An 11,785-nucleotide genomic window follows, 5' to 3' on the forward strand; every position below is an offset into this window, starting at 1 on the left:
GCCGCACCGCCGACTGACGGTCCTGTGCCGCACCGCCGACTGACGGTCCTGTGCCGCACCGCCGACTGACGGTCCTGTGCCGCACCGCCGACTGAGCGGCGGGCCGGGCCCGGCCCGCCGCTCAGTCGGCGGTGCGGCGCTCACGCGCCCGGAGGCGGTCTGAGCGCGGCGTACGCTCCCGCTCCGGCCGCCAGCAGCAGCACGCAGCCCGTGAAGACGAGTCCGGCGTCGCGCAGCCCGATCCAGGTGGCGATGGCGCCGACCCCGACGACCGGTACCGAGATGCCGGTGTACGCGACGACGAAGAAGGCCGAGATGGTGCCGCCGCGGTGCTCGGCCGGGGACGCACCGCTGACCAGGGTGAGCGCCGCGCGAAAGGCGAGGCCCTGGCCGGTGCCTCCGCACAGCGCTCCCAGGACCAGCAGGAGCAGGGACTCCGCGATGAGCGACGACGCCACCAGCACCAGGCCGGCCATGAGGATGCCGCAGCCGGCCGGGAGTGCGCGGCGGGCGCCGAAACGCTGCGTCAGGGACTGCCCGAACGTCGAGGCCAGGAACACCGAGAAGACCACGGCCCCGATGACGGCCGTGTTGTGCACCCCCAGCGTCTGCGAGGCGAAGCTCGGTGCGACCGCCGTGAACAGCCCGAGCAGCGCGAAGCCGGCGAAGGCCGCCACGGAGGCGGGCACGAACACGCTCCTTACCCCGGGCGGCACCGCCACGCCCTGGGGCGCCGGGCGCGGCCACCGCTGCGGCCCGGCCACGGTCTCCGGAAGGAACCAGGTGATCCCGGACGCCACGGCCACCAGCCCCAGATGGACCCAGAACGGCAGCGCCAGCGGCCAGGGCGTGTACTGCGCGAGGAGCCCGGACAGCAGCGGTCCGCAGCCCAGGCCTCCCATGTTCGCGGCCGTGGCGGCGAAGCCGGCCCGCGCCTTCCGCGCGGGCCCGGCCAGTTCGATGACAGCCGCCGTCGCGGCGCCGCTCAGCAGCCCCGCGGCGAAACCGGACAGCAGCCGTCCCGCGAAGAGCAGCGGCAGGCCGCGCTCCAGCAGGAAGCAACCGGCGCTCGCGGCCGACAGGGCCATCGCGCACAGGAGTACGGGTCTGCGGCCGGCCATGTCCGAGTAATTGCCCGCCAGCAGCAGCACGGTGATGACCGCGAAGGCGTAGACGGCGAAGACGACGGTCACCATCAGCTCGGAGAAGCCGATCTGCCGCTGGTAGAGCCCGTACAGCGGCGTGGGCAGGGTGGTACCGGCCATCCCGATGGCGAACACCACCGCCGCAGCCGGATAGCCCGGGTGCCGGCTACCACTTGTGTTCAGCGCATGCTCACGAACGATCACATACGTCACCATATGATCGGCCGCCCGGCGAGGCGGTATGCGGCGCGGGGGCGCGTACCGGTACCACGGCGCCTACCGGGACAGCGCTGCCATACCCTCACCGGCCTCGACTGTCCCCGTTTCGCGAAGACTTCTCCTGATCGAGTGATCGACCAATCCGCCGGGCCGTCGGCACCGAACCAGTTGCGTGACGATGCTCCGGACCACCCCGATTCGTACCGTGCCCGCTGCCCGAGCCATCGGCCGGGCCGGTGGCGTCCGGGCCGGACGCCCGCCACTGCCCTTCCCGCCGGTGCGAGCGCTCAGTACCAGGCCGTCCTGACCGGCCGCTGCCGCCCGGCACCCGTCGCAGACGCAGCCGCCGACTGCGACCTCCGTCTCCCAGCCCGTATTGCGCAACCCGCACTACGCAACCCGTATTCATCAAGGAGAACACCATGAACGCCCTTCGCTACCGTCGTGCAGCCGTCGCCGTCGCCGCAGCCGCCGTTCTTCCGCTGGCGCTGACCGCGTGCTCGGACGACAGCTCCGACAAGGCGTCGGACAGCAAGTCCAGTGCCGCCGCGGCCGCTCCGGACGCCTCGGAGCCGGCCACGGCCGACTCCGCCTCGATGGACAAGCCGTTCGGCCCGGCCTGCGCCGGTGTCCCGAAGGAAGGCGCGGGCAGCTTTGACGGGATGTCGAAGGACCCGGTCGCCACGGCCGCCTCCCACAACCCCGACCTGTCCACCCTGGTGACCGCCGTCAAGAAGGCCGGACTGGTCGACACGCTCAACAACGCCAAGAACATCACCGTGTTCGCACCCACCAACGAGGCCTTCGCCAAGATCCCGAAGGCCGACCTGGACAAGGTCCTCAGCGACAAGGCGACGCTCACCAAGATCCTGACCTACCACGTCGTGGGCCAGAAGCTCACGCCGAAGCAGCTGGAGAACGGCAGCTTCGACACCCTGGAGAAGTCCAAGCTCACCACCGCCGGATCCGGTGAGTCCTACAAGGTCAACGACAGCGCCAAGGTGGTGTGCGGCAACGTGCCCACGGCCAACGCGACGGTCTACATCATCGACACGGTCCTGATGCCCAAGTAGTCGCGGGCGAAGCCCAGACAGAGCCGCCCCGCTGCGGAACCGGCCGGAATCAGCCCCCCGGCCCCGGTCCGCGGCGGGGCTTTTCGCGCCGTGCTCCCGCCGGTGCGCCCGGGAGGCTGTCCGTACCCCGTTCAGTGGAGGGTGCGGCTCAGCAGCCGGACGGCCGCCCGATGGCCGAGCCGCCGCCCCAGGCCGCTCAGCCTGAGCCGCCACGGCGGTGGCCTGGGTGTGGCGCGGACGATGTCGAGTACCCGTCTCTTCAGTGCCGCGGGCGGGATCGCCGTTGAGGCCATCCCCAGACGGGCGGCGGTCGCCCGGAACTCCTCGCACTCGCGAAGGCACGCGGGACACCCCGCGCAGTGGGCCTCCACGGCAGTGCGCTCCCGCCCCTCCAGCGCGTCCAGTGCGTACGCACCGGTCAGCATATGAACGTCGGACACCATTTCCTCCTGTGCTTGCGGGACGGATGAGCGGCTGCGTGTGGGTGGCATGGAAAAAGGCATCGCCGAACTGCGGTACCGACTCTTCGTCACCCGAATTATCGATAACCGGAAACGCATCGACAGAAAATTGGCTGGCCTGTCTGAATTCTTCTCCGAAGTCGTCACGGATGCCGTTCTTCCGGCCGTTCGTCAGTGATCCGTAGCCGCGACGGCCATGGATTGCCGTTCGGGCGAAATTGGTCAAGATCCCCCGAAATCTCATGGCGTTGAGGTGATTTAAGCACTTCACGACGGCCCATGCGGGTGAATGTTCGTACTGCTGTGACGAATGACCGGCCGTTGCTTGATGCGACAGGTTCGCAATAAGCGGGTGGTGTCACTTATGGCCTAGGCGGGGCGGCGTGTTTCTCCGTGAAACTGACGTGCGCCCGGGAGGTCGCATCCATGCCTTCATCTGCGGTGATGCGGGAACAAGGGTGCGCCGCCGAAATCATTCCTCGGGAAATGTGTGAATCAATGTCGGAGAAATGTGGTTCGCTGTCGCCCCGACGACCGGTGCGGGCACAGCCCCCGCGAAAGGCGCACGGAATTCTTCCCGTGCACGGCGTCGTCGGCCTGTTCCGCCCATCCCATGGATCACGCCGTACCACCTGTGCCCCCGGCCAGGTGCTGCGGCGGAGATCCGTTGTCGAGAGGACCAGTCTTGACGTCCCCCACTCAGAGGCCGCGCAGCCGGCGCGTCCTCGACCACTCCCTCCTCGTCCTCGGTGCCGGTGCGCTGGCCACAGGGCTCGCCGTTCTCACGCTCGCACCCGGAATCAGCGCCGCCTCCAGCCACCGCGAGGCTCCGCTGATCGCCGGTGACCCGCGGGCGGACAACACCGATGTGTACGCGTTCACCAGCCCCGACCGCTCCGACACGGTGACGCTCGCCGCCAACTGGATCCCGTTCGAGGAGCCCAACGGGGGCCCGAACTTCTACCAGTTCGCGGACGACGCCCGGTACAACATCAAGATCGACAACACCGGCGACGGCAACGCCGACGTCACGTACACCTGGCGGTTCCGCACCCTGACCCGGGACGCGGGCGGCCAGTTCCTCTACAACACCGGCCCGGTCACCTCGCTCAACGACCCGGACCTCAACATCCGGCAGGTCTACGACCTCACGGTGACCACCTCCCGCGGCACCTCGACCGTGCTGCGCGGGGCCCCCGTGGCGCCGTCGAACGCGGGCAAGGCGTCCATGCCGAACTACGCCACCCTGCGCGCGCAGGCGGTCCGCAACGCCACGGGTGGCCGCAAGGCGTTCGCCGGGCAGGCGGAGGACCCGTTCTTCGCCGATCTGCGCGTCTTCGACCTGCTCTACGGCGGGGACCTCAGCGAACGCGGGCAGGACACCCTCGCCGGGTACAACGTCAACTCGGTCGCCCTCCAGATCCCCAAGAAGGACCTGGCACTGCGGGGCAACGCCACCCGTAACCCCGTCGTCGGGATCTGGTCGACCACCGAGCGCCGCGGCGTCCAGGTCACGGACTCCCGGACCGCGGGCGCCACGACCGGCTGGAAGCAGGTCTCCCGCCTCGGCAACCCGCTCGTCAACGAGGTCGTCGTACCGCTCAAGTACAAGGACGCCTTCAACACCCTCAACCCCAGCCAGGACCGCACCGTCCAGCCGGTCGTGGACAAGGTACTGGACCCGATCCTGCCGAAGCTGATCCAGAAGGTGTACGGCGTACCCGCGCCGAAGCCCCCGCGCAAGGACCTCGCGGAGATCTACCTCACCGGCATCTGCAAGGTCTGCGGACCGGTCAAGGCCGACCTGAACGCGCACCGGCTGAACAAGGACGCCCCGCTCAAGAAGATCGTCCCGGCCGAGGAACTGCGGCTGAACATGGCCGTTCCGCCGACCGCGAAGCCCAACCGGCTCGGCGTCCTCGCCGGGGACCTGGCCGGCTTCCCGAACGGACGCCGGCTCACCGACGACGTCATCGACATCTCCCTCCAGGCGGTCGAAGGAGCCGCCCAGACGGGCAAGCTCGTCCCCGCGCTCGCGGACGGCGACAAGGTCGATGCCAACGAGGTGCCCTTCGGCACGCGCTTCCCGTACCTGGCGCTCCCGCACACCAAGAGCGTCAACAGCGGTCCGTCCGGTCGCGCCGGCCAGTCGGCGATGACACCGTCGAGCGCCGCCGCGATCGGCACCGCGGGCGTCGCCCTGCTGGGTGTCGGAGGTCTGCGCCTGCGCCGGCGCCGCGCCACGAGCTGACCGGCCGCCCCTGCTCCAGGGGCGAGACCGGGTCACATCGGTGTCCGGACCGGACCGGCCGGTCCGGACACCGCCTCCGCCCGCCCCACACCACCGGGAGAACCAGTGCCAGCCCCGACCGACGAAGTCCCCGAGCCCGCCGCCAGAGGCGGCAGACGACGACTGCGCAGCACCGCGGTCACCCTCGCCCTGGGGTCCGTCCTGTTCACGGTCGGGGCACTGGGCCTGGCTCCCCGGCAGACGCCAGCGCCCACCGTCGCGTCCGGCCCGGACGCACCCCGCGCCAAGGACGCGACCGAAGCCCTGCGGGCCCGTGTACGCAGACTGCCCGCCGACCCCGGCGGCTGGTCGTCCCTCGGCATGGCCTACGTGCAACAGGCCCGCAGCACCGCGGACGCGGCCACCTACGACCGGGCCCGGACCGCCCTGCGCAAGTCGCTCGCCCTCCAGCCGGCCGGCAACTCCGCGGCGGAGACCGGGATGGGAGCCCTCGAATCCGCCCGCCACCACTTCGCCGAAGCCCTGACCTGGGCGCGGCGTGCCACCACCGACAACCCCTACAGCGCACCCGCCCAGGGGGTCCTGGCCGACGCGCTCACCCAGCTCGGCCGCTACGAGGAGTCCTACGCGGCGGTGCAGCGCATGACCGACCTCAGGCCCGACAGCAGCGCCCTCGCTCGCGCCTCGTACAGCTGGGAACTGCGGGGCGACACGGTGCGGGCGCGCGAGCTGATGAACAGGTCCCTCCAGGCGGCGGGCACTCCGGCCGACAAGGCGTTCGCCCTGACCCACCTCGCCACCCTCGCCCTGGAGACCGGAGACCCCCGCGCCGCGCTCCGGCTGGCCGGTGCCGGGCTCGCCGCACTGCCCGGCGACGCCGCCCTTCTGGAGGCACGGGCACGCGCCCGCACCGCGCTCGGCGACACCCGGCAGGCCGTCACCGACTTCACCGCCGCCGTCGCCGCCGCGCCCCTGCCGCAGTACCTCCTCGGCCTCGGCGACCTGCAGCGGTCGCTCGGACACCGTGCGGAGGCCGAGGAGCAGTACGACGTACTCAGGGCGCAGGAGAGGCTGAGGAGGGCGAGCGGCGGGGTACCGGACGCGGACGCGGTGCTCTTCGAGGCCGATCACGGCAGTCCGGAGACCGCGGTCGCGATGGGGCGCGCCGCACTGCGGCAACGGCCCTTCATCGCGGTCCACGACGCGTACGCCTGGGCCCTGCACCGGGCCGGACGCGATACCGAGGCAGTCGGACAGGCCGATCTCGCACTCGCACTCGGCACCGTGAGCGCCCCGTTCCGGTACCACCGGGCACTCATCAACCAGGCCCTCGGCCGGACCGGGGCCGCCCGCACGGACCTCCGCCGGGCCCTGGCGACCGATCCCCACTTCCATCCGGTGGACGCCCCCCGGGCCCGCACCGAGCTCAGCAGAATCGAAACCGTCCGATGAACCGACAGCTCTGCCGCGTCCTCTCCTCGCTGACCCTCACGGGAACGCTGACCGTGCTCCTGACCGGCACGGCCACCACGGCGCACGCCCACCCCCTCGGCAACTTCACGGTCAACCACCACACCGGGCTGACCTTCCGGCCGGACGCCGTCGGCGCCCTGATCGTGGTGGACCGCGCGGAGATCGCCACCGCCCAGCTACGCCCGCGCATCGACCGGGACCACGACGGCGCCGTCGGCGCCGCGGAGGCACGGTCCTTCGCCGCCGCGGACTGCGCCCTGCTCACCCGGCAGCTGCGTCTGGACATCGCCGGTACGGCGGTGCGCTGGAAGAACGTGAGCAGCACGTTCACGTTCCGGCCTGGCGAGGGAGGCCTGCGGACCAGCAGGCTCAGCTGCACCCTCGACGCCCGCGCGGAGCTGGGCGGGCCGGCGGACATCGACGTGCGCACGGAGTACGACGAACGGCGCATCGGCTGGCAGGAGATGACCGCACGCGGACAGGGCGTCACGCTCACCCGGTCGACGCTGCCCACCACCTCTCCCACCGGCGAACTCCGCCACTACCCCAAGGACCCGCTGGCCACCCCCCTGGACCAGCGGTCGGCCCGGCTGCGCACCGAACCGGGCGAGGGCCGCTCCGCCACCGTGGCGCGAACGGTGCTGCCGGGAGCGGGCCCGGTGACCGCGGCGCTGGACAGGGTCTCCGGAGTCTTCGACGGACTCGTGGGGCGACGTGAACTGACCGTTCCCGCCGGGCTGCTGGCCCTGCTGCTCGCCCTCGTGCTCGGTGCCTCGCACGCCGCTCTGCCCGGCCACGGGAAGACCATCATGGCCGCGTACCTGGCGGGCCGCCGCGGTTCTCCGCGGGACGCCGTCACCGTCGGGGTCACCGTCACCTTCACCCATACCGCGGGGGTGCTGGCGCTCGGTCTCGCCCTGCCGCTCGCGACGTCGTTGGCGGGGGAGACCGTGCTGGCCGGGCTCGGCCTCGTCAGCGGGCTGATGGTGACCGGGATCGGCCTCTGGCTCCTGCGCGCCGCGCTGACGAAACGCCCGTCCCACGGGCACCACCACGCCCACGGTCATCACCACGGTCACAGCCACGGTGACGATCCGGCGTCCGGTCCGCAGGACCAGGAGCACCAGCACGACCACGACCACGACGACCATCACCGTCGTCACGAACACGTCCCGGAAGCGGCTCTCACGGCCGGGCGCGGCGGCACCGTCCTCGCCCCGGCCCGAAGCCGCCCCCACAGCCACGCCCCCGACCCGGAGCCGGCCGGCGGCCCTCGTTCGGCCCGGACCTCCCGCACCGGGCTGATCGGGATGGGGATCGCGGGAGGCCTCGTGCCCAGCCCCTCCGCCCTGGTCGTCCTGCTCGGCGCGGTCGCCCTCGGGCGGACCGCCTTCGGTGTGCTGCTCGTTCTCGGGTACGGCCTGGGCATGGCCGTGACGCTCACCCTGGCTGGCCTGTTGCTGGTGCGGCTGCGGGACGGGTTCGAGGCGCGCGCGGAGAAGTACGCGCGTCTGCGCGCCCCGTTCGTCCGGCTCGCCGGCATCGGTCCCGCCGCGTCCGCCTCGCTGGTGCTGGCCGTCGGAGCCCTCCTGACCCTGAGGGCGGCGGCCGGCCCCTGGTAGTCAGCCGCGCGTGATCCGCCGGAAGCGGGCGGGCGAGAGCGCCACGAACACGGCGACCACGGCCCCGGCACAGCACAGCGCGTACGGCAGCGCGTGCGCGACGGGCCACGCCCCGCTCTGGGGTCAGGCCATGGCGACGCGGGCGCTTCTGGGCGTCAGACCCGTCCGGTGCACCTCGACGTAGCCCAGGCACGCGGCGCGGCCGGCGGGTCCGTACATGGCCCGCCATCCGGCGGGAATCCCGGCGAAGGAGGGCCACCGGGCGGGCTGGTCCTCGGCGTCCCTGGCCCGGCAGCCCGGGAGGTCCACGGACCTCCCGGGCTGCCAGGCCCGCACGCCTCGTCCGGCGTGGTCCGGACGAGGGACTTCAGGCGCGCGTCACGGGCGGGCCGGCTGGAGTCCCGCGTACACGCCGCCGCTGTCCAGCAGTTCGCTGTGCGAACCGACCTCCGCGATCCGGCCGCCCTCCATCGCCACGATGCGGTCCGCGTTCCGGATCGTCGAGAGGCGGTGGGCGACGACGAAGACGGTCCGCCCGTGCACCAGACGGGAGAGCGCCTCCTGGACGAGGGCCTCCGAGCGGTTGTCGAGCGCGGAGGTCGCCTCGTCGAGCACCAGCACCCGGGGGTCGCGGATCAGTGCCCTGGCGATCGCGAGCCGCTGCCGCTGCCCGCCCGAGAGCCGTGCGCCCCGCTGGCCGACGACCGTGTCCAGGCCGAGCGGCAGCTCCCGTACGAACTCCAGGGCGTTGGCGTCCGCCAGGGCGCGCGTCAGTGTGGCCTCGTCCGTGTCGCCCATCCCGTACGTCACGTTGTCGCGGATGCTGCCCTCGAACAGGATCGACTCCTGCGGCACCACAGAGAGGAAGCGCCGGTAGCTGCGCAGGTCGAGCCCGGCCATGTCGACGCCGTCGAGCAGGATGCGGCCGGAGGTGGGCCGGATGAAGCCGATGAGCAGGTTGAGGACGGTCGACTTGCCCGCGCCGGAGGCGCCCACCAGCGCGATCGTCTCGCCCGGCCGGGCGGAGAGGGTGAATCCGTCGACCGCGGGGTCCGCCTCGTCGTAGGCGAAGCCGACGTCCTCGAAGTCGATATGGCCGGTGACCGACTCCACCTGCGCCTTGCCGGCGTTCTGTTCCAGATCCGGGGCCTGGAGCACCTCGCCGGCCGAACGCACCGACTCCAGTCCCTTGGTGAGCACGGGGGCCAGGCCGAGCAGCGTGGTCACGGAGCCGGTCAGCACGGTGAAGAAGGAGCTGAGCATCACCACGTCGCCCGCGGTGACCGGCATCCACCCGTGATAGGCGACCAGGGCGGAGCCCGTCAGGCACAGCACCCCGAGCGTGTTGAGGATGACCCAGGCGAGCGAGCCGAACCGGCCGTTGACCGTGTCCAGGCGAAGCCCGGCCACGAACACCTGGCGGAGCGAGCCGTCGACCCGGCCCAGCGCGGTCCGCTCCAGGCCGTGGGCGCGGGTGATGGGGATGAGCGTGGTCATCTCGCCGACCCGGGAGGAGAGTTGCTCGACCTCGCGGCGGAAGGACTCGTTGTGGTCGCGCAGCCGCGCGCGGAGCTTCATCACCAGGAACCCGGCGGCCGGCACCACCACGAGGAAGACGGGCAGGAACGCCGGTACCCGCACGCCGATGACGACAAGGCCGCCGACCAGGGTCACCACGGCGCCGAGGCCCATGTCCGCGCTCTGCTGCATCATCTGTTCCACGGACTCCACGTCGCGGACGACCTTGGCCTGCAGCACGCTCGAACTGACCCTGGCGTGGTAGCCGATGGACAGCTGCTGCATCCGGCGGCACAGCGCGGAGCGCAGGGTGATGCCCATCCGGCGGATGCTGCCGCCGAGGAGCCGTACGTACCACTGGTGGAGCGGGTAGTTGATGACGAGGATGAACAGCAGGATGCCGGTGGACTCCCAGAGTCCGGACTCCGGGCCGTGCTGGACGACCACGTCGAGGACGGTCGCGGTGATCAGCGGAAGCAGCCAGATGGGGCTGTGCTTCACGACGAAGACGAGCACCGCGAGTGCCAGCCGGCCGCGGTCCGGGTGGAGCAGATGACCGAGGGTGCGTACCGGGTTCTCACCGCGGTAGCGGTGGTCCAGGTGGTCGAAGGGGGCCAGGGATTCGGCGGAGACGGGCGCAAGCGCTTTCGGCATGGAGTCCATCCCACCGTGCTCACGCCGTGCGCGGCAACTCCGTTCCACGGACAGGACAGGAACCGCCGTGCACCCGGCCGGTCTGCCGGATACCGGCCCCGGCCGGGCTTACGGGACGCGGAGTTCGCGCGGTGACGGTTCCGGCTCGGGGACAGGGGCGGGCGTGTCGCGGCCGGCCCGCCCCCACGAGGCGATCGCGCTGGTGATCAGGCCCGCCAGCAGCCCCCAGAAGGCCGAGCCGATGCCCAGGAGCGTCACCCCGGAGGCCGTGGCGAGGAAGGTCACGACAGCCGCCTCCCTGGACGACTTGTCGGCCAGGGCCGTGGACAGGGAGGACTCGATGGTGGCGAGCAGGCCGATTCCGGCGATCGCCAGGACCAGTGCGTGCGGCATCGCGGTCAGGAGCGAGGCGACGGTCGCGCCGAGCAGGCCCACGCAGAGGTAGAAGACGCCGGCCCAGACCGCTGCCAGGTAGCGCTTGTCGCGGTCCGGATGGGCCTCCTCGCCCGTGCAGATGGCGGCCGTGATGGCGGCGAGGTTGAGGCCGAACGCGCCGAACGGCGCGAGTACGGCGTTGGCCGCCCCGGTCCACGTCATCAGCGGGGACACCGGTACGTCGTAGCCGGCGCCCCGGATCACCGCCACCCCAGGCAGGTTCTGGGACGCCATGGTGACCACGAACAGCGGGGCGCCGACGCTGATGAGCACCTTCCAGTCGAACTCCGGGGTGACGAACACCGGGGTGGCCAGGGCGAACCGGACCTTGTCCGGCTGCCAGCCGCCGGTGAACAGGGTGGCCACCACCCCGGCGCCGAGCGCCAGCAGCACCGCGTAGCGGGGGAGCAGGCGCCGCCCCAGCAGGTAGAGCACGAACATCGGGAAGGCGACCGCGAAGCTGCCGTGCATCGTGCTGAACAGGCCGGTGCCGAACCGCAGCAGGACCCCCGCCAGCAGTGCGGCCGCCAGCGGCACCGGAATCCGGCCCATGGCGCGGCTGAACCAGCCGGTCACCCCGCTCAGGAGGATGAGCAGCCCGGAGAAGACGAACGCGCCGATCGCCTGGGCCATGGAGACACCACTCAGGCCGGTCGCGAGGAGCGCCGCTCCGGGGGTCGACCACGCGGTGACGACGGGGGCCCGGTAGCGCAGCGACAGCCCGACGCAGGTGCAGGCCAGCCCGACGCCGAGCGCGAGCATCCAGGAGGAGATCTGCCGTGAGTCCGCTCCGGCCGCCTTCGCCGCCGTGAAGACCAGGGCCGCGGAGCTGGTGACCCCGACCATGACGGCGATCAGTCCGGCGGCGACGGCCGAGGGCGGCGCGGCCGAGCGAATGCGGGCGATCACGTACATGAGTGAGCCACTTCCCCTG

Annotated in this window: 10 protein-coding genes; 5 read left to right on the plus strand and 5 right to left on the minus strand. The window is 71.8% G+C overall.

Going from position 1 to position 11,785, the window contains the following annotated elements; translation table 11 throughout:
- Positions 1-140 precede the first annotated feature (140 nt).
- A complete protein-coding gene (locus tag ACIP89_RS24265) occupies positions 141-1,265 on the minus strand; it encodes an MFS transporter (protein WP_402116834.1) in 1,125 nt (374 codons plus the stop codon).
- Positions 1,266-1,786: 521 nt separating this feature from the next.
- On the opposite strand from ACIP89_RS24265, the gene ACIP89_RS24270 reads away from it, so the two are divergent.
- Positions 1,787-2,437 (plus strand): fasciclin domain-containing protein, encoded by a 651-nt coding sequence (locus tag ACIP89_RS24270; protein ID WP_402116666.1) that lies wholly within the window; start codon positions 1,787-1,789, stop codon positions 2,435-2,437.
- A 131-nt stretch (positions 2,438-2,568) separates the two neighbouring features.
- Here ACIP89_RS24270 and ACIP89_RS24275 read toward each other — a convergent pair whose 3' ends face one another.
- A complete protein-coding gene (locus ACIP89_RS24275) occupies positions 2,569-2,877 on the minus strand; it encodes a zf-HC2 domain-containing protein (RefSeq protein ID WP_402116667.1) in 309 nt (102 codons plus the stop codon).
- A gap of 40 nt (positions 2,878-2,917) precedes the next feature.
- On the opposite strand from ACIP89_RS24275, the gene ACIP89_RS24280 reads away from it, so the two are divergent.
- The 4 genes from ACIP89_RS24280 to ACIP89_RS24295 all read left to right on the plus strand — a co-directional run bounded on the left by ACIP89_RS24280 (position 2,918) and on the right by ACIP89_RS24295 (position 8,244).
- Positions 2,918-3,076 carry a hypothetical protein gene (locus ACIP89_RS24280; RefSeq protein WP_402116669.1) on the plus strand — a complete coding sequence of 53 codons (159 nt, stop codon included), beginning with the start codon at positions 2,918-2,920 and terminating at the stop codon, positions 3,074-3,076.
- 507 nt (positions 3,077-3,583) lie between these two features.
- Complete coding sequence (locus ACIP89_RS24285; RefSeq protein ID WP_402116671.1) at positions 3,584-5,149, plus strand: DUF4331 domain-containing protein; 1,566 nt, start codon at positions 3,584-3,586, stop codon at positions 5,147-5,149.
- Positions 5,150-5,254: 105 nt separating this feature from the next.
- Positions 5,255-6,601, plus strand: a complete 1,347-nt coding sequence (locus ACIP89_RS24290; RefSeq protein ID WP_402116672.1) for a tetratricopeptide repeat protein — start codon at positions 5,255-5,257, stop codon at positions 6,599-6,601.
- Entirely contained in the window at positions 6,598-8,244 is a 1,647-nt protein-coding gene (locus ACIP89_RS24295; protein ID WP_402116673.1) for a nickel/cobalt transporter, read from the plus strand. Before ACIP89_RS24290 ends, ACIP89_RS24295 begins: the two co-directional genes overlap by 4 nt.
- Before the next feature lie 123 nt (positions 8,245-8,367).
- On the opposite strand, the gene ACIP89_RS24300 is transcribed toward ACIP89_RS24295, so the two are convergent.
- From ACIP89_RS24300 to ACIP89_RS24310, 3 genes are all read right to left on the minus strand, one after another.
- Positions 8,368-8,553, minus strand: coding sequence for an MbtH family NRPS accessory protein (locus ACIP89_RS24300; protein WP_402116675.1), 186 nt, complete (start codon positions 8,551-8,553; stop codon positions 8,368-8,370).
- Positions 8,554-8,622: 69 nt separating this feature from the next.
- On the minus strand, positions 8,623-10,416 hold the full coding sequence (locus ACIP89_RS24305) for an ABC transporter ATP-binding protein (RefSeq protein ID WP_402116676.1): 1,794 nt from the start codon (positions 10,414-10,416) through the stop codon (positions 8,623-8,625).
- 108 nt (positions 10,417-10,524) lie between these two features.
- On the minus strand, positions 10,525-11,766 hold the full coding sequence (locus tag ACIP89_RS24310; protein WP_402116678.1) for a benzoate/H(+) symporter BenE family transporter: 1,242 nt from the start codon (positions 11,764-11,766) through the stop codon (positions 10,525-10,527).
- Between the last annotated feature and the right edge of the window lie 19 nt (positions 11,767-11,785).

The organism is Streptomyces sp. NPDC088730, from assembly GCF_044751215.1.
Taxonomy (GTDB): Bacteria; Actinomycetota; Actinomycetes; order Streptomycetales; family Streptomycetaceae; genus Streptomyces.